This window comes from Niallia sp. FSL W8-0635, from assembly GCF_038007965.1.
GTDB lineage: Bacteria > Bacillota > Bacilli > Bacillales > Cytobacillaceae > Niallia.
The window spans coordinates 102,501-121,277 of record NZ_JBBOYD010000001.1; the positions used below are offsets into that span (position 1 = coordinate 102,501).

At 42.0% G+C, this 18,777-nt stretch carries 9 protein-coding genes, 9 tRNA genes, 5 rRNA genes and 1 other annotated feature (2 of these 24 running past the window's edge); all 23 genes read left to right on the forward strand.

What is annotated here, in order from left to right:
* A 23S ribosomal RNA gene (locus NYE52_RS00510) occupies positions 1-1,693 on the forward strand; it begins 1,242 nt to the left of the window's first position.
* Positions 1,694-1,784: 91 nt separating this feature from the next.
* Positions 1,785-1,901: ribosomal RNA gene (gene rrf / locus NYE52_RS00515) — 5S ribosomal RNA — on the forward strand.
* 9 nt (positions 1,902-1,910) lie between these two features.
* A tRNA-Val gene (locus NYE52_RS00520) sits at positions 1,911-1,986 on the forward strand.
* A gap of 26 nt (positions 1,987-2,012) precedes the next feature.
* Positions 2,013-2,088, forward strand: a tRNA-Thr gene (locus NYE52_RS00525).
* Positions 2,089-2,094: 6 nt separating this feature from the next.
* Positions 2,095-2,167: transfer RNA gene (locus tag NYE52_RS00530), tRNA-Lys, on the forward strand.
* Positions 2,168-2,181: 14 nt separating this feature from the next.
* A tRNA-Leu gene (locus NYE52_RS00535) sits at positions 2,182-2,266 on the forward strand.
* A gap of 18 nt (positions 2,267-2,284) precedes the next feature.
* Positions 2,285-2,359: transfer RNA gene (locus tag NYE52_RS00540), tRNA-Gly, on the forward strand.
* Between the two features lie 9 nt (positions 2,360-2,368).
* A tRNA-Leu gene (locus NYE52_RS00545) sits at positions 2,369-2,457 on the forward strand.
* 16 nt (positions 2,458-2,473) lie between these two features.
* Positions 2,474-2,550: transfer RNA gene (locus NYE52_RS00550), tRNA-Arg, on the forward strand.
* Positions 2,551-2,558: 8 nt separating this feature from the next.
* Positions 2,559-2,635, forward strand: a tRNA-Pro gene (locus NYE52_RS00555).
* 14 nt (positions 2,636-2,649) lie between these two features.
* Positions 2,650-2,725 (forward strand) — tRNA-Ala (locus NYE52_RS00560).
* 185 nt (positions 2,726-2,910) lie between these two features.
* Positions 2,911-4,459 (forward strand): 16S ribosomal RNA (locus tag NYE52_RS00565).
* 218 nt (positions 4,460-4,677) lie between these two features.
* Positions 4,678-7,612, forward strand: a 23S ribosomal RNA gene (locus NYE52_RS00570).
* A 91-nt stretch (positions 7,613-7,703) separates the two neighbouring features.
* A 5S ribosomal RNA gene (gene rrf, locus NYE52_RS00575) occupies positions 7,704-7,820 on the forward strand.
* Together the 16S, 23S and 5S rRNA genes with 9 tRNA genes alongside form the textbook arrangement of a ribosomal RNA operon.
* Positions 7,821-8,204: 384 nt before the next feature.
* Positions 8,205-8,666, forward strand: a complete 462-nt coding sequence (locus NYE52_RS00580; protein WP_341191314.1) for a CtsR family transcriptional regulator — start codon at positions 8,205-8,207, stop codon at positions 8,664-8,666.
* Positions 8,667-8,696: 30 nt separating this feature from the next.
* Entirely contained in the window at positions 8,697-9,245 is a 549-nt protein-coding gene (locus NYE52_RS00585) for a UvrB/UvrC motif-containing protein (protein WP_341191315.1), read from the forward strand.
* A gap of 1 nt (position 9,246) precedes the next feature.
* Complete coding sequence (locus tag NYE52_RS00590) at positions 9,247-10,314, forward strand: protein arginine kinase (RefSeq protein ID WP_341191316.1); 1,068 nt, start codon at positions 9,247-9,249, stop codon at positions 10,312-10,314.
* Between the two features lie 23 nt (positions 10,315-10,337).
* Positions 10,338-12,788 carry an ATP-dependent protease ATP-binding subunit ClpC gene (gene clpC, locus NYE52_RS00595; RefSeq protein WP_341191317.1) on the forward strand — a complete coding sequence of 817 codons (2,451 nt, stop codon included), beginning with the start codon at positions 10,338-10,340 and terminating at the stop codon, positions 12,786-12,788.
* 180 nt (positions 12,789-12,968) lie between these two features.
* Positions 12,969-14,348 carry a DNA repair protein RadA gene (radA, locus tag NYE52_RS00600; RefSeq protein ID WP_341191318.1) on the forward strand — a complete coding sequence of 460 codons (1,380 nt, stop codon included), beginning with the start codon at positions 12,969-12,971 and terminating at the stop codon, positions 14,346-14,348.
* Positions 14,349-14,743: 395 nt separating this feature from the next.
* Positions 14,744-15,817, forward strand: coding sequence for a PIN/TRAM domain-containing protein (locus tag NYE52_RS00605; protein WP_341191319.1), 1,074 nt, complete (start codon positions 14,744-14,746; stop codon positions 15,815-15,817).
* Positions 15,818-15,834: 17 nt separating this feature from the next.
* Entirely contained in the window at positions 15,835-16,545 is a 711-nt protein-coding gene (ispD, locus tag NYE52_RS00610) for a 2-C-methyl-D-erythritol 4-phosphate cytidylyltransferase (RefSeq protein WP_341191320.1), read from the forward strand.
* A 27-nt stretch (positions 16,546-16,572) separates the two neighbouring features.
* Positions 16,573-17,055, forward strand: a complete 483-nt coding sequence (gene ispF / locus NYE52_RS00615) for a 2-C-methyl-D-erythritol 2,4-cyclodiphosphate synthase (protein WP_341191321.1) — start codon at positions 16,573-16,575, stop codon at positions 17,053-17,055.
* A 95-nt stretch (positions 17,056-17,150) separates the two neighbouring features.
* Entirely contained in the window at positions 17,151-18,608 is a 1,458-nt protein-coding gene (gltX, locus tag NYE52_RS00620) for a glutamate--tRNA ligase (protein WP_341191322.1), read from the forward strand.
* A 42-nt stretch (positions 18,609-18,650) separates the two neighbouring features.
* Positions 18,651-18,777: a binding site (T-box leader), on the forward strand; it runs 110 nt beyond the window's last position.

An 18,777-nucleotide genomic window follows, 5' to 3' on the forward strand; every position in this document is an offset into this window, starting at 1 on the left:
TTCTAAGGGCGTTGAAGCTAGACCGTAAGGACTGGTGGAGCGCTTAGAAGTGAGAATGCCGGTATGAGTAGCGAAAGATGAGTGAGAATCTCATCCACCGAATGCCTAAGGTTTCCTGAGGAAGGCTCGTCCGCTCAGGGTTAGTCGGGACCTAAGCCGAGGCTGAAAAGCGTAGGCGATGGACAACAGGTTGATATTCCTGTACCACCTTTAAATCGTTTGAGCAATGGGGGGACGCAGGAGGATAGGGTAAGCGTGCTGTTGGATTAGCACGTCCAAGCAGTTAGGCCGGTAATGAGGCAAATCCCATTACCATACGGCGGAGCTGTGACGGCGAGGGAAATATAGTACCGAAGTTCCTGATTCCACACTGCCAAGAAAAGCCTCTAGCGAGATTTATGGTGCCCGTACCGCAAACCGACACAGGTAGGCGAGGAGAGAATCCTAAGGTGAGCGAGAGAACTCTCGTTAAGGAACTCGGCAAAATGACCCCGTAACTTCGGGAGAAGGGGTGCTCTTTTGGGTGTTAAAGCCCGAGAGAGCCGCAGTGAATAGGCCCAGGCGACTGTTTAGCAAAAACACAGGTCTCTGCGAAGCCGCAAGGCGAAGTATAGGGGCTGACACCTGCCCGGTGCTGGAAGGTTAAGAGGAGGGGTTAGCGTTCGCGCGAAGCTCTGAATTGAAGCCCCAGTAAACGGCGGCCGTAACTATAACGGTCCTAAGGTAGCGAAATTCCTTGTCGGGTAAGTTCCGACCCGCACGAAAGGTGTAACGATCTGGGCACTGTCTCAACGAGAGACTCGGTGAAATTATAGTACCTGTGAAGATGCAGGTTACCCGCGACAGGACGGAAAGACCCCGTGGAGCTTTACTGCAGCCTGATATTGAATTTTGGTACAGCTTGTACAGGATAGGTAGGAGCCTTGGAAGCCGGAGCGCCAGCTTCGGTGGAGGCATTGGTGGGATACTACCCTGGCTGTATTGACATTCTAACCCGCACCCCTTATCGGGGTGGGAGACAGTGTCAGGTGGGCAGTTTGACTGGGGCGGTCGCCTCCTAAAAAGTAACGGAGGCGCCCAAAGGTTCCCTCAGAATGGTTGGAAATCATTCGTAGAGTGTAAAGGCACAAGGGAGCTTGACTGCGAGACCTACAAGTCGAGCAGGGACGAAAGTCGGGCTTAGTGATCCGGTGGTTCCGCATGGAAGGGCCATCGCTCAACGGATAAAAGCTACCCCGGGGATAACAGGCTTATCTCCCCCAAGAGTCCACATCGACGGGGAGGTTTGGCACCTCGATGTCGGCTCATCGCATCCTGGGGCTGTAGTCGGTCCCAAGGGTTGGGCTGTTCGCCCATTAAAGCGGTACGCGAGCTGGGTTCAGAACGTCGTGAGACAGTTCGGTCCCTATCCGTCGTGGGCGTAGGAAATTTGAGAGGAGCTGTCCTTAGTACGAGAGGACCGGGATGGACGCACCGCTGGTGTACCAGTTGTCTTGCCAAAGGCATCGCTGGGTAGCTATGTGCGGAAGGGATAAGTGCTGAAAGCATCTAAGCATGAAGCCCCCCTCAAGATGAGATTTCCCATAGCGCAAGCTAGTAAGATCCCTGAAAGATGATCAGGTTGATAGGTCAGAGGTGGAAGCGTGGCGACATGTGGAGCTGACTGATACTAATAGATCGAGGACTTAACTAAAAAAATCTTAGCGTAAGCTAAGTAAGATTACTCATTTCTTATCTTTACTTCATAATCTAGTTTTGAGGGAATAACTCTCAAAAATAAATAGTCTGGTGGCGATAGCGAGAAGGTCACACCCGTTCCCATACCGAACACGGAAGTTAAGCTTCTCAGCGCCGATGGTAGTTGGGGGTTCTCCCCCTGTGAGAGTAGGACGTCGCCAGGCGTTATATATGGAGGATTAGCTCAGCTGGGAGAGCATCTGCCTTACAAGCAGAGGGTCGGCGGTTCGATCCCGTCATCCTCCACCATTATATTGTTGGACAAACTATTATATGCCGGTTTAGCTCAATTGGTAGAGCAACTGACTTGTAATCAGTAGGTTGGGGGTTCAAGTCCTCTAGCCGGCACCACTTTATGAGCCATTAGCTCAGTTGGTAGAGCATCTGACTTTTAATCAGAGGGTCGGAGGTTCGAATCCTCCATGGCTCATCTTATTTTTGTCTGCGGGTGTGGCGGAATTGGCAGACGCACTAGACTTAGGATCTAGCGCCGCAAGGCGTGGGGGTTCGACTCCCTTCACCCGCACCATTCAAAAACTAAATATACGCGGAAGTAGTTCAGTGGTAGAACACCACCTTGCCAAGGTGGGGGTCGCGGGTTCGAATCCCGTCTTCCGCTCCATAAAACAATGCCGGGGTGGCGGAACTGGCAGACGCACAGGACTTAAAATCCTGCGGTAGGTGACTACCGTACCGGTTCGATTCCGGTCCTCGGCACCATTGTTTTTAAATTAATGCGCCCGTAGCTCAATTGGATAGAGCGTCTGACTACGGATCAGAAGGTTATGGGTTCGACTCCTTTCGGGCGCGCCATTATATTTCGGGAAGTAGCTCAGCTTGGTAGAGCACTTGGTTTGGGACCAAGGGGTCGCAGGTTCGAATCCTGTCTTCCCGACCATTATTTCATTATTTGGGGCCTTAGCTCAGCTGGGAGAGCGCCTGCCTTGCACGCAGGAGGTCAGCGGTTCGATCCCGCTAGGCTCCACCAAAAAAATATATTGACAGTGATTTTAATACCTGTTACTATATATAAGTTGCTTCTGATAGCAACAAACAAATTGCTCTTTGAAAACTGAACAAACAAACGTCAACAATAAACGTTTTATAACTAACGTTATAAAACGAAAAACAAGTAACAAAAGCTAGAGTTTAGCATTTGAGCTAATCAACTCTTTATTGGAGAGTTTGATCCTGGCTCAGGACGAACGCTGGCGGCGTGCCTAATACATGCAAGTCGAGCGGACTTTAAAAGCTTGCTTTTAAAGTTAGCGGCGGACGGGTGAGTAACACGTGGGCAACCTGCCTGTAAGACTGGGATAACTTCGGGAAACCGGAGCTAATACCGGATAATCCTTTTCCACTCATGTGGAAAAGCTGAAAGACGGTTTACGCTGTCACTTACAGATGGGCCCGCGGCGCATTAGCTAGTTGGTGAGGTAACGGCTCACCAAGGCAACGATGCGTAGCCGACCTGAGAGGGTGATCGGCCACACTGGGACTGAGACACGGCCCAGACTCCTACGGGAGGCAGCAGTAGGGAATCTTCCGCAATGGACGAAAGTCTGACGGAGCAACGCCGCGTGAGTGATGAAGGTTTTCGGATCGTAAAACTCTGTTGTTAGGGAAGAACAAGTACAAGAGTAACTGCTTGTACCTTGACGGTACCTAACCAGAAAGCCACGGCTAACTACGTGCCAGCAGCCGCGGTAATACGTAGGTGGCAAGCGTTGTCCGGAATTATTGGGCGTAAAGCGCGCGCAGGCGGTCCTTTAAGTCTGATGTGAAAGCCCACGGCTCAACCGTGGAGGGTCATTGGAAACTGGGGGACTTGAGTGCAGAAGAGAAGAGTGGAATTCCACGTGTAGCGGTGAAATGCGTAGAGATGTGGAGGAACACCAGTGGCGAAGGCGACTCTTTGGTCTGTAACTGACGCTGAGGCGCGAAAGCGTGGGGAGCAAACAGGATTAGATACCCTGGTAGTCCACGCCGTAAACGATGAGTGCTAAGTGTTAGAGGGTTTCCGCCCTTTAGTGCTGCAGCAAACGCATTAAGCACTCCGCCTGGGGAGTACGGCCGCAAGGCTGAAACTCAAAGGAATTGACGGGGGCCCGCACAAGCGGTGGAGCATGTGGTTTAATTCGAAGCAACGCGAAGAACCTTACCAGGTCTTGACATCCTCTGACACTCCTAGAGATAGGACGTTCCCCTTCGGGGGACAGAGTGACAGGTGGTGCATGGTTGTCGTCAGCTCGTGTCGTGAGATGTTGGGTTAAGTCCCGCAACGAGCGCAACCCTTGATCTTAGTTGCCAGCATTAAGTTGGGCACTCTAAGGTGACTGCCGGTGACAAACCGGAGGAAGGTGGGGATGACGTCAAATCATCATGCCCCTTATGACCTGGGCTACACACGTGCTACAATGGATGGTACAAAGGGCAGCAAAACCGCGAGGTCGAGCAAATCCCATAAAACCATTCTCAGTTCGGATTGTAGGCTGCAACTCGCCTACATGAAGCTGGAATCGCTAGTAATCGCGGATCAGCATGCCGCGGTGAATACGTTCCCGGGCCTTGTACACACCGCCCGTCACACCACGAGAGTTTGTAACACCCGAAGTCGGTGGGGTAACCTTTATGGAGCCAGCCGCCTAAGGTGGGATAGATGATTGGGGTGAAGTCGTAACAAGGTAGCCGTATCGGAAGGTGCGGCTGGATCACCTCCTTTCTAAGGAAAATGGAATTTACATTCCATCAAAGATTGTTGACGATTTGTTGTTCAGTTTTGAGGGAGCAATTCCTCAAAAGTAGGCTTATAATAAGCCAATTGTTCCTTGAAAACTAGATTATGAATAGTAAAAACAAGAAAGAAACCGAGTAATCGCCATCTTAGATTCTCTATTTTAGATAGAAGAATTGAAATAAACTAAGGCTTTTAAGCCAATTAGTTAAGTTAGAAAGGGCGCACGGTGGATGCCTTGGCACTAGGAGCCGATGAAGGACGGGATTAACACCGATATGCTTTGGGGAGCTGTAAGTAAGCTTTGATCCAGAGATTTCCGAATGGGGAAACCCTCTATCCGTAATGGGATAGAATCTTTACCTGAATACATAGGGTACTGAAGGCAGACCCGGGGAACTGAAACATCTAAGTACCCGGAGGAAGAGAAAGCAAACGCGATTCCCTGAGTAGCGGCGAGCGAAACGGGATTAGCCCAAACCAAGAGGCTTGCCTCTTGGGGTTGTAGGACACTCTATATGGAGTTACAAAGGAACGGGGTAGACGAATCGATCTGGAAAGGTCAGTCGTAGAAGGTAAAAACCCTGTAGTCGAAACTTCGTTCCCTCTTGAGTGTATCCTGAGTACGGCGGGACACGAGAAATCCCGTCGGAAGCAGGGAGGACCATCTCCCAAGGCTAAATACTCCCTAGTGACCGATAGTGAACCAGTACCGTGAGGGAAAGGTGAAAAGCACCCCGGAAGGGGAGTGAAATAGATCCTGAAACCGTGTGCCTACAAGTAGTTAGAGCCCTTTTATGGGTGATAGCGTGCCTTTTGTAGAATGAACCGGCGAGTTACGATTACATGCGAGGTTAAGTTGATAAGACGGAGCCGCAGCGAAAGCGAGTCTGAATAGGGCGAAATAGTATGTGGTTGTAGACCCGAAACCAGGTGATCTACCCATGTCCAGGGTGAAGTCCAGGTAACACTGGATGGAGGCCCGAACCCACGCACGTTGAAAAGTGCGGGGATGAGGTGTGGGTAGCGGAGAAATTCCAATCGAACTTGGAGATAGCTGGTTCTCTCCGAAATAGCTTTAGGGCTAGCCTCAAGATTTAGAGTATTGGAGGTAGAGCACTGTTTGGACTAGGGGCCCCCATCGGGTTACCGAATTCAGACAAACTCCGAATGCCAAATACTTATTCTTGGGAGTCAGACTACGAGTGATAAGATCCGTGGTCAAGAGGGAAACAGCCCAGACCACCAGCTAAGGTCCCAAAGTATACGTTAAGTGGAAAAGGATGTGGAGTTGCTTAGACAACCAGGATGTTGGCTTAGAAGCAGCCACCATTTAAAGAGTGCGTAATAGCTCACTGGTCGAGTGACTCTGCGCCGAAAATGTACCGGGGCTAAACGTATCACCGAAGCTGTGGATTGACATCTATGATGTCAGTGGTAGGAGAGCGTTCTAAGGGCGTTGAAGCTAGACCGTAAGGACTGGTGGAGCGCTTAGAAGTGAGAATGCCGGTATGAGTAGCGAAAGATGAGTGAGAATCTCATCCACCGAATGCCTAAGGTTTCCTGAGGAAGGCTCGTCCGCTCAGGGTTAGTCGGGACCTAAGCCGAGGCTGAAAAGCGTAGGCGATGGACAACAGGTTGATATTCCTGTACCACCTTTAAATCGTTTGAGCAATGGGGGGACGCAGGAGGATAGGGTAAGCGTGCTGTTGGATTAGCACGTCCAAGCAGTTAGGCCGGTAATGAGGCAAATCCCATTACCATACGGCGGAGCTGTGACGGCGAGGGAAATATAGTACCGAAGTTCCTGATTCCACACTGCCAAGAAAAGCCTCTAGCGAGATTTATGGTGCCCGTACCGCAAACCGACACAGGTAGGCGAGGAGAGAATCCTAAGGTGAGCGAGAGAACTCTCGTTAAGGAACTCGGCAAAATGACCCCGTAACTTCGGGAGAAGGGGTGCTCTTTTGGGTGTTAAAGCCCGAGAGAGCCGCAGTGAATAGGCCCAGGCGACTGTTTAGCAAAAACACAGGTCTCTGCGAAGCCGCAAGGCGAAGTATAGGGGCTGACACCTGCCCGGTGCTGGAAGGTTAAGAGGAGGGGTTAGCGTTCGCGCGAAGCTCTGAATTGAAGCCCCAGTAAACGGCGGCCGTAACTATAACGGTCCTAAGGTAGCGAAATTCCTTGTCGGGTAAGTTCCGACCCGCACGAAAGGTGTAACGATCTGGGCACTGTCTCAACGAGAGACTCGGTGAAATTATAGTACCTGTGAAGATGCAGGTTACCCGCGACAGGACGGAAAGACCCCGTGGAGCTTTACTGCAGCCTGATATTGAATTTTGGTACAGCTTGTACAGGATAGGTAGGAGCCTTGGAAGCCGGAGCGCCAGCTTCGGTGGAGGCATTGGTGGGATACTACCCTGGCTGTATTGACATTCTAACCCGCACCCCTTATCGGGGTGGGAGACAGTGTCAGGTGGGCAGTTTGACTGGGGCGGTCGCCTCCTAAAAAGTAACGGAGGCGCCCAAAGGTTCCCTCAGAATGGTTGGAAATCATTCGTAGAGTGTAAAGGCACAAGGGAGCTTGACTGCGAGACCTACAAGTCGAGCAGGGACGAAAGTCGGGCTTAGTGATCCGGTGGTTCCGCATGGAAGGGCCATCGCTCAACGGATAAAAGCTACCCCGGGGATAACAGGCTTATCTCCCCCAAGAGTCCACATCGACGGGGAGGTTTGGCACCTCGATGTCGGCTCATCGCATCCTGGGGCTGTAGTCGGTCCCAAGGGTTGGGCTGTTCGCCCATTAAAGCGGTACGCGAGCTGGGTTCAGAACGTCGTGAGACAGTTCGGTCCCTATCCGTCGTGGGCGTAGGAAATTTGAGAGGAGCTGTCCTTAGTACGAGAGGACCGGGATGGACGCACCGCTGGTGTACCAGTTGTCTTGCCAAAGGCATCGCTGGGTAGCTATGTGCGGAAGGGATAAGTGCTGAAAGCATCTAAGCATGAAGCCCCCCTCAAGATGAGATTTCCCATAGCGCAAGCTAGTAAGATCCCTGAAAGATGATCAGGTTGATAGGTCAGAGGTGGAAGCGTGGCGACATGTGGAGCTGACTGATACTAATAGATCGAGGACTTAACTAAAAAAATCTTAGCGTAAGCTAAGTAAGATTACTCATTTCTTATCTTTACTTCATAATCTAGTTTTGAGGGAATAACTCTCAAAAATAAATAGTCTGGTGGCGATAGCGAGAAGGTCACACCCGTTCCCATACCGAACACGGAAGTTAAGCTTCTCAGCGCCGATGGTAGTTGGGGGTTCTCCCCCTGTGAGAGTAGGACGTCGCCAGGCTATCAAAAAGTTCTAAAGGCTTAATGCTTTTAGGGCTTTTTTTATATTTATTTAATACACAATCTTTTTAATTTCCCCCATAGATAGTACAACTTCTTAATTCCTTTCCCCCATGATAAATATAAGGACACCTTATTTTTTTCCATTATTTACACTAGCTATGATAAAATCTATGAATTATTTAAACTTGAAAATTGTGATAAATCAGACTATAGTTAATATAATCTTTATACATACTCTCCTCTCAGGCATGAAAGAATGATGATAGTAGGTTTGGAATGACTAAAAAATGGGAAAATTAATAAAACGTCTTCCTTGCTAAATATTATTTTTATCGTGTATAATTATAGTCAAATATAGTCAAAGTCAGAAGGGGGAGGCTTGGTGAGAAATATTTCGGATATAATTGAGCTTTACTTAAAAGAAGTATTAGAAATGAGCGAAAAATCATTAGTTGAAATAAAGCGAAGTGAAATCGCCGATAAGTTTGAATGTGTACCATCACAAATTAATTATGTAATTAATACTCGTTTCACTATCGAAAAGGGGTATGTTGTGGAAAGTAAACGTGGTGGCGGTGGTTTTATTCGAATTATGAAAGTTCAAACACATGATCATGCCCATTTAATTGATCAATTACTATCCCTTATTCACAGTCGCATACCTCAAAATAGTGCAGAAGATTTAATTCTTCGACTAGTAGAAGAAGATGTTATTAATAAGCGAGAAGCAAAGATTATGTTAAGTGTAATTGATCGCTCTGTATTATATTTAGAATTACCTTATAGAGATGAATTAAGAGCAAGATTATTAAAGGCGATGTTAACATCATTAAAATATAAATAACATCCCAGTTTTTAAATTGAGGTGAGAAATATGATGTGTTCTGAATGTAATCAAAGACCAGCTACTTTACATTTTTCCAAAAATATTAATGGGAATAAGACAGAGTTTCATCTCTGTGAGCATTGTGCAAAAGAAAATGGCGATATGTTTATGGTAAATGGCTCATCTGGTTTATCTTTAAACAGTTTATTAGCTGGATTGCTAAATATCGAGCCGAGTTTTCAACATATTACAGAGGATACTTATAAACAACAACAGCCTTTACAGTGTGAAGAGTGTCAGATGACATTTTCTCAATTCAGGAAAATAGGTAAATTAGGATGTCCACATTGTTATGATACATTCAAGGAGCAATTGCTGCCGTTTATTAAGCGATTGCATGGTGGGAATATTGAGCATAAAGGAAAAATTCCAGAACGAATAGGTGGCCATTATCTTATTAAAAAGGAAATTACTCAGTTAAGAACAGAGCTTAAGGAACTAATTAATAGGGAAGAGTTTGAAAAAGCAGCCGTTATTCGAGATGAGATAAAACATAAAGAAAAACAGTTAACTTCTTTTACTGAGGGAGGGGAGTAACGTGTCTTTAGAAAAATTTATAAGCAAAGCACGAACTTCATGGATGAGTTCAGATGGACCGGACTCTGAAATTGTTCTAACCTCTCGGATTCGATTGGCTAGGAATATACAGGATGTGAAATTTCCTCTTTTATTTTCAAAAGAAGCAGCTGAAAATACGATTCAACAGGTAGAAAATTCACTATTAAAGGATTCTAATCAACCTTTTGGTGAGATGGAATTGCTTGCGATGAATGAATTAAATACATTGGAGAAAAGAGTTCTCGTGGAAAAGCATTTAATCAGTCCTCAGCTAGCAGAGCAATCTCCATATGGAGCTGTTATTTTATCAGAAGATGAAGAGATAAGTATCATGATTAATGAAGAGGATCATATTCGAATTCAGTGTATAAAGCCTGGACTTCAAATAGAAGAAGCGTTTAAAGAGGCTGATACAATTGATGATTTAATAGAAAAAAAGATTAATTATGCTTACCATGCAGAAATGGGCTATTTAACAAGCTGTCCAACTAATATTGGAACAGGTTTAAGAGCTTCTGTAATGATGCATTTACCAGGAATGGTGTTATCTCAACAAATGAATCGCATTATTCCAGCTATACAACAGCTTGGTTTGGTGGTAAGAGGCATTTATGGAGAAGGTAGCGAGGCTCTAGGAAATATTTTTCAGATATCTAATCAAATAACTTTAGGAAGATCTGAAAAAGACATAATAGAGGAACTAAAAAGTGTTGTTACTCAGTTAATTGATCGAGAAAAAGAAGCAAGAAATGCATTAGCACAAACCTCGAACATACAATTAGAAGATAGAGTTTTCCGTTCTTACGGAATCTTATGCAATAGTCGCATTATGGAAACAAAGGAAGCAGCTAAATGTCTATCTGATGTTCGATTAGGTATAGATATGGGATATATTAAGAATGTATCCAAAAATATCCTTAATGAATTAATGATTCTTACCCAGCCAGGATTTTTACAACTATATGCTGGAGAACAGATGAATCCCAATGATCGCGATATACGTCGTGCGTCCTTGATAAGAGAAAGATTAAAATTGGAAACAGACTAAAAGATTCTAAGGAGGATGAAAGTATGATGTTTGGCCGATTTACAGAAAGAGCGCAGAAGGTATTAGCACTTTCCCAGGAAGAAGCAATTCGATTAGGACATAATAATATTGGTACAGAGCATATTTTACTTGGGTTAGTCCGTGAAGGGGAAGGAATCGCAGCCAAAGCTTTACAGGCACTTGGATTAGGTGCTGAAAAAATTCAAGAAGAAGTAGAAAACTTAATTGGTCGTGGTCAAGATGCAGCACAAACGATTCATTATACTCCAAGAGCTAAAAAAGTAATTGAACTATCGATGGATGAAGCAAGAAAATTAGGTCATTCTTATGTTGGTACAGAACATATTCTTTTAGGCTTAATTAGAGAAGGAGAAGGGGTAGCTGCTAGAGTTTTAAATAATCTAGGGGTAAGTCTGAATAAGGCTCGCCAACAAGTCCTTCAGTTACTTGGAAGTAGTGAGTCAGGAAATCATCCAGGTGGCTCGGCTGCTAGTGCTAATACACCAACACTTGATAGTTTAGCTCGTGATTTAACCGCAATTGCAAGAGAAGGAAGCCTGGATCCAGTTATCGGAAGAAGTAAGGAAATCCAACGTGTTATTGAAGTATTAAGTAGAAGAACAAAGAATAACCCAGTTTTAATCGGTGAACCTGGTGTTGGTAAAACAGCTATTGCCGAAGGGCTTGCACAACAAATTGTTCAGAATGAAGTTCCAGAAATTTTAAGGGATAAACGAGTAATGACATTAGATATGGGGACAGTTGTTGCTGGTACGAAATATCGTGGTGAATTTGAGGATCGTTTAAAAAAGGTAATGGATGAAATTCGCCAAGCGGGTAATATTATTCTTTTCATTGATGAATTGCATACTTTAATTGGTGCAGGTGGGGCAGAAGGGGCTATCGATGCGTCTAATATTCTAAAACCATCTTTAGCTAGAGGTGAGCTTCAATGTATTGGTGCCACTACATTAGATGAATATCGAAAATATATTGAAAAAGATGCGGCTTTAGAAAGAAGATTCCAGCCAATCACTGTAGATGAGCCTACTAGTGAAGAATCTATTCAAATTTTAAAGGGGCTAAGGGATCGATATGAAGCACATCATCGTGTTTCCATTACCGATGAAGCGATTGATGCAGCTGTAAAATTATCTGATCGTTATATTTCTGATCGTTTCTTACCAGATAAAGCAATTGATCTAATTGATGAGGCTGGATCTAAGGTTCGTTTAAGATCTTATACAACTCCACCAAATTTAAAAGAGTTAGAAGTGAAGTTAGAGGAAGTACGTAAAGAGAAAGATGCTTCTGTTCAAAGTCAGGAGTTTGAAAAAGCTGCATCTTTACGTGATACAGAACAAAGATTAAGAGAACAATTAGAAGAAACGAAGAAAAATTGGAAAGAGAAGCAAGGACAGGAAAATACAGAAGTAACAGTAGAAGATATTGCAAGTGTTGTCTCTAGTTGGACTGGAATCCCTGTATCTAAGCTTGCACAAACAGAAACGGATAAGCTATTGAATATGGAGAGTATTCTTCACAACCGAGTAATTGGTCAAGAAGAGGCTGTTGTTGCAATTTCAAAAGCAGTAAGACGTGCAAGAGCTGGATTGAAAGATCCGAAGAGACCAATTGGTTCCTTCATCTTCCTTGGACCAACAGGGGTGGGAAAAACGGAACTTGCTCGTGCTTTAGCAGAATCTATGTTTGGCGATGAGGATGCAATGATTCGTATCGATATGTCTGAGTATATGGAGAAACACTCTACTTCCAGATTAGTAGGATCACCTCCAGGATATGTAGGATATGAAGAGGGCGGACAATTGACAGAAAAGGTTAGAAGAAAGCCATATTCTGTCGTGCTTTTAGATGAGATTGAAAAAGCTCATCCAGATGTATTTAATATTTTGCTTCAAGTATTAGAAGACGGTCGTCTAACGGATTCAAAAGGAAGAACAGTGGATTTCCGAAATACGGTATTAATCATGACTTCCAACGTTGGAGCATCAGCATTAAAACAAAATAAATATGTAGGCTTTAATGTACAAGATGGAGATCAAGATTATAAAGACATGAAGGGCAAAGTAATGGAAGAGCTAAAAAGAGCATTCCGTCCAGAGTTCTTAAACCGTATTGATGAAACAATTGTATTCCATGCATTAGAGAAGAAGCATCTAAAAGAAATTGTTACTTTAATGGCTGATCAGTTAGTTAAACGTCTGACAGAGCAAGATATTCAATTAACGATTACGGAAGCAGCAAAAGAAAAAATTGCTGAAGAAGGCTATGATCCAGAATATGGAGCAAGACCACTTCGTCGTGCAATACAAAAGCATATAGAAGATCGTTTATCTGAAGAGCTTCTAAAAGGAACCGTATTAACTGGCCAGCAAATCGAATTAGATGTAGAAAATGGAGAGTTTACTGTGAAAGTAAATGGTGCAGAGCCAGTAGTGAATCTGCAAAAATAATAAGCAAAAACATCTATATAAGTGGCACACGTATTACAGCTTTACGTGTGTCATTTCTTTATTTAATATAAAATGGTGAAAAAAGGAACCCTCTAATCTAAGTATGCAAATAGGCACAAACAGCAAATACATACTAAAAGGTGGGAGGAATTAGTAAATGAAAGGAAATGGGTGCTGAAGATGGCCAAGAGGAAAACAAAATTTCTTTGTCAAGATTGCGGATATGAATCTGCAAAATGGATGGGGAAATGCCCAGGTTGTGGCAACTGGAATACAATGGTAGAAGAAGTAGAGAAAAGCGCGGTGCAACGAAAAGGAGCGTTTGCTCATTCAGCTACTAGTACGATTGCTGCAAAGCCTATTCCTATTACAAGTATCGAAACCATTAATGAGCCTAGAATATATACAGATTTAATCGAACTAAATCGAGTTCTTGGGGGAGGCATAGTTCGTGGTTCACTTGTATTAATAGGGGGAGATCCAGGAATAGGGAAGTCAACACTGCTATTACAAGTATCCTCTCAGTTGGCACAGAAAAAACACTCTGTTTTATATGTATCTGGAGAGGAATCTCAAAAGCAAACAAAGTTAAGAGCAGACCGTTTAGGAGTTGTTTCTGACCATTTGCTTGTTTATTCGGAAACAAATCTAGAAGATATAAGTAGAACAATTGAAAATACAAATGTAGAGTTTGTTGTTATTGATTCTATTCAGACCATTTATCATCCAGAAGTTACTTCTGCACCAGGAAGTGTTTCTCAAGTTAGAGAATGTACAGCTGAATTAATGAGAATTGGAAAAACAAAAGGAATAGCGATTTTCATTGTAGGGCATGTAACAAAAGAAGGTTCCATTGCAGGACCAAGATTGTTAGAACATATGGTGGATACAGTTTTGTATTTCGAAGGAGAAAGACATCATACATATCGTATTTTACGAGCAGTAAAGAATCGATTTGGTTCTACTAATGAGATGGGAATTTTTGAGATGAAAGAATTTGGTCTTGAAGAAGTAGAGAATCCATCAGAAATATTCCTTGAAGAGCGTTCGCAAGGTGCCGCTGGTTCAACAGTTGTAGCATCAATGGAAGGGACGAGACCTGTCCTTGTTGAAATTCAAGCATTGATTTCACCGACTAGCTTCGGAAATCCTAGAAGGATGGCGACGGGAATCGATCATAACAGAGTCCCTCTTTTAATGGCAGTATTAGAAAAAAGAGTCGGCATGTTATTACAGAATCAGGATGCGTATTTAAAAGTAGCTGGTGGGGTAAAACTGGATGAGCCTGCTATTGATCTAGCAATCGCAGTGAGTATTGCATCAAGCTTTAGAGATAAACCTACTAAAGCTACGGATTGCATTATAGGAGAAGTTGGATTAACAGGGGAAGTTAGAAGAGTTTCTCGTATTGAGCAAAGAGTACAAGAGGCTGCAAAACTTGGGTTTGAACGTGTTATTATTCCAAACAATAATTTAAGCGGTTTAAAGGTACCCAAGGGGATAAAGGTTGTGGGAGTTAGTTCAGTGGCAGAGGCATTAACAGCCGCCTTTGGGGATTAATTTAGAAAAAATACATTGATGTGATTTTTTAGTTGTGTTAAAATGGAATATTTATTTATTTGACAGAGAATTATTTTTAATGCTAATCTTATTTTATCAATTAAAATAGGTATTTATCTCTTTGTCTGTGTTATATTTCCAATTTACAGTAGGGAATTATGTGCTTTTTCTATGGATATTCCTAATTAAGAATTTTTATAGATGGATAAGAAGGTAGAATTTTTAAGTATATTATTATTTCCCGCGCAATGTATTTTGAGCGCATCATATTAACACTAGTATTAGGCATAGTCATATCTATAAAAATAACTTTTTCATTACAAATAAAAAATTCCTGTAATATTAGGTTTCAAAACTGGGAATTTGTTTATAATGTGAAAGAGGAGGTGGAAGTATTGTTAAAACGCATTGTTCAAGTTTGTTTTTTAATTATTGGAGGAACAATAGGATTTTTATTTATTCCTGAATTATTCTCAGTAATGTCTATCGATCATGATCTTATTAATAACGCATATGTGTCAGCAATACTTGGTGCCATTATTTTTTATCTTATTACTTTTTGGGCGATTGATTATATTGTCAACTTTATCAAGTTTTTAGAAGAATCGATTGTAAAGGCCCCAATAACGGATATTATATTTGGGAGTGTTGGAATAGGATTTGGGTTAACTTTAGCCTTTTTAGTAGGGTATGCTTTAACTTCTGTTCCTGTGCTTAATACTGTGGCTCCAATCCTTTTATCATTACTTTTTGGATATTTAGGCTTTCAAGTTGGGTTTAAGAAGAGAGATGAACTATTGACCCTCTTCACAGCAAGAAAGAAAAAAGTAGTGGAAGAAGAACCTTTAAAAGCTGAGAAAAGTAATTTAAAAATATTGGATACTAGTGTTATTATTGATGGAAGAATAGCTGATATTTGTCAAACAGGATTTCTAGAGGGTACAATTGTTATTCCACAATTTGTTCTTGGAGAACTTCAGCATATAGCTGATTCATCTGATGCGCTTAAACGTAATCGAGGAAGAAGAGGTTTAGATATTCTTAATCGGATACAAAAGGAATTAGCAATTAAGGTGGAAATTTACGAAGGTGATTTTGAAGATATCGCAGAAGTAGATAGTAAACTAGTTAAATTAGCTAAACTAACAAATGGCGTGGTTGTAACGAATGATTTTAACTTAAATAAAGTTTGCGAACTGCAAAAGGTTGCGGTTCTTAACATTAACGATTTGGCAAATGCTGTAAAGCCGGTGGTTCTTCCAGGGGAAGAAATGAAGATTCAAATTATTAAAGATGGGAAAGAGCATAATCAAGGAGTTGCCTATCTCGATGATGGAACAATGATTGTTGTAGAAGAAGGACGCAATTATATTGGAAAACATATAGATGTACTTGTAACAAGTGTCTTGCAGACATCTGCAGGTCGAATGATTTTTGCTAAACCAAAATTATTAGAAAAAGCATTGTAAGAATAGGGGTTAGTTACATGACTTATGAAGTCATTATTCCAGCAGCTGGACAAGGGAAACGAATGGGTCTGGGGAAGAACAAGTTGTTTCTTGAGTTAGACCGTTTACCAGTATTTATTCATACTTTAATTGTTTTCGAAAAGGATCCGAATTGTAAGGGGATCTGGTTGGTAGTTAGTTCAGATGATAAAAAAGAAATGAATGAACTAGTAAAGAAATATGCAATTACGAAAGTATCTGCACTGATTGAAGGTGGCAAAGAAAGACAACACAGTGTCTACCATGCAGTGAAGGAAATACCGGATGATACAATTGTTCATGTTCATGATGCAGCTAGACCTTTTATTCAAACAGAGCAAATAGCAAAATTGACAAAGGTTGCAGAGGAAAGTGGCGCAGCTGTTTTAGCAGTTCCAATTAAAGATACTGTCAAAAAAGTTGATGGTGATTTGGTAGTGGAAACAGTTGAGCGTTCAAGCTTGTGGGCTATTCAGACCCCACAAGCTTTTCGTATTTCCATTTTAAAAGAAGCACATGAAAAAGCGGTTGTAGATACATATATAGGAACAGATGATGCTAGTTTGGTGGAACGATTAGGACACACTGTACAAATCGTAGAAGGAAACTATGACAATATTAAATTAACGACGCCAGAAGATTTATACTTTGCGGAGGCAATAGTGGCGAAGCGTAAAACAAGAATGAGGTTCGGAGAAAATAGTTTATAACAATGGGATAAGACTGGAGGAGTAAAGATGTTTCGAATAGGGCAAGGGTTTGATGTTCATCAATTAGTAAGTGGAAGACCACTTATTATAGGAGGAATAGAAATACCATATGAAAAAGGATTGCTAGGACATTCTGATGCAGATGTTTTATTACATACGATTGCAGATGCTTGCTTAGGTGCTATAGGTGAAGGGGATATCGGAAAACACTTTCCTGATACAGATGAAGCATTTAAAGATGCTGATTCGGCAAAACTATTACAACATGTTTGGAAAATAGTTAAGGGAAAGGGTTATGAATTAGTAAATGCTGATTGTACGATAATGGCACAGCAACCGAAAATGGCACCACACATCCAAGCGATGCAAGCGAGGATTGCAGAATTGCTTGAAACAGAGCAGGAGAATGTAAATGTTAAAGCGACAACTACAGAGAAATTAGGGTTTACTGGAAGAGGAGAAGGGATTGCTTCACAAGCAGTTGTGTTGCTTCAAAAAAGAAATATATAAATGATTGGTAATTATAAGGACGTACACCTTTTAAAGAAAAAAACAAAGTGATAGAATAGATTAGAAAAAGCGTAAGTAATCAAGGAGGCACAAGCATGTCTAACGAAATTCGTGTTCGTTATGCTCCAAGTCCAACAGGACATTTGCATATAGGGAATGCGCGTACAGCATTATTTAATTATTTATTTGCACGTAGTAAAGGCGGAAAGTTTATCATCCGCATTGAAGATACGGATAAAAAAAGAAATATTCAAGGCGGAGAAGAAAGCCAGTTGAAATATTTGAAATGGCTTGGAATGGACTGGGATGAAAGCACGGATGTTGGTGGAGAATATGGTCCATATCGTCAGTCTGAAAGAAATGATATTTATAAAAAGTACTACACAGAATTATTGGAAAAAGGACTTGCTTATAAATGTTATTGTACGGAAGAAGAAATTGAAGCAGAAAGAGAAGAGCAAGTAAGTAGAGGAGAAACACCTAAGTATTCAGGGAAATGTCGTTATTTAACCAAAGAACAGCAGGAGAAATTAGAAGCTGAGGGAAGACAGCCTAGTATTCGAATTCTTGTACCAGAAAATGTTGTTTATGAATTTAATGATATGGTTAAAGGAGACGTTTCTTTTGAATCAGAAACAATTGGCGATTATGTCATTGTTAAAAAGGACGGTACTCCTACGTATAATTTTGCTGTAACAATTGATGATCATTTAATGGAGATTACCCATGTTTTACGTGGAGATGATCATATTACAAATACGCCGAAACAATTGATGATCTATGATGCTTTTGGTTGGGAAAGACCAGTATTTGGACATATGACTTTAATTGTTAATGAAAGCAGAAAGAAATTAAGTAAGCGTGATGAATCGATTATTCAATTCATTGAGCAATATGAAGAATTGGGCTATTTACCTGAAGCGTTATTCAATTTTATTGCTTTATTAGGGTGGTCTCCAGAGGGAGAAGAAGAAATATTCTCTGTAGAAGAGTTTATCCGTATTTTTGATCCGGCTAGATTGTCTAAATCTCCAGCGTTGTTTGATCAAAATAAGTTAGCTTGGATGAATAATCAATATATTAAAAAGGCAGATCTAGAAACGGTTGTTCGTCTAGCTGTTCCTCATTTAGAGAAAGCCGGTTTAGTAAGCGAGAGCCGTTCGACTGAAGAAGAGGCATGGGTAAATAATCTGGTTGGTTTATATCAAGAGCAAATGAGCTGTGGAGCAGATATTGTGACCTTATCAACTTTATTCTTTAGTGATGAAATCCAATATGATGAAGAAGCAAAAGAGGTTTTAGCTGGGGAACAAGTTCCTGCTGTAGTAGAAGCGTTTAAGGAAGCGTTAGCTGAAATGCCAGAATGGAGTGCGGATCAAATAAAGGCTTCCATTAAAGCAGTTCAAAAGGCTACTGGTCAAAAAGGCAAAAACTTATTTATGCCAATTCGAGTGGCAACAACTGGTCAAACTCATGGTCCTGATTTACCAAAAGCCATTGAGCTTTTGGGAAAAGAAAAAATTGATGCGAGATTAACGGCATTAATTAGTTAACATTTCTGGGGAAATGTAATATAGTAGTAGGAAAGCTATATAGAAAAATCGTAGATGAGGAAAAGTAAAAAAAGAGAAGCTTATTAGAGAGAATCATCACCAGGCTGAAAGTGATTCAAGTAACCTCTTTTTTGAAGTGCGCCTCAGAGTCCTATATCGAAATAAATGG

Excerpts from the sequence above, each read along its gene's own strand:
- NYE52_RS00585 (WP_341191315.1), top strand. The coding sequence starts at position 8,697 with ATGATGTGTTCTGAATGTAATCAAAGACCAGCTACTTTACATTTTTCC.
- clpC (WP_341191317.1), top strand. The coding sequence starts at position 10,338 with ATGATGTTTGGCCGATTTACAGAAAGAGCGCAGAAGGTATTAGCACTT.
- radA (WP_341191318.1), top strand. The coding sequence starts at position 12,969 with ATGGCCAAGAGGAAAACAAAATTTCTTTGTCAAGATTGCGGATATGAA.
- ispD (WP_341191320.1), top strand. The coding sequence starts at position 15,835 with ATGACTTATGAAGTCATTATTCCAGCAGCTGGACAAGGGAAACGAATG.
- ispF (WP_341191321.1), top strand. The coding sequence starts at position 16,573 with ATGTTTCGAATAGGGCAAGGGTTTGATGTTCATCAATTAGTAAGTGGA.
- gltX (WP_341191322.1), top strand. The coding sequence starts at position 17,151 with ATGTCTAACGAAATTCGTGTTCGTTATGCTCCAAGTCCAACAGGACAT.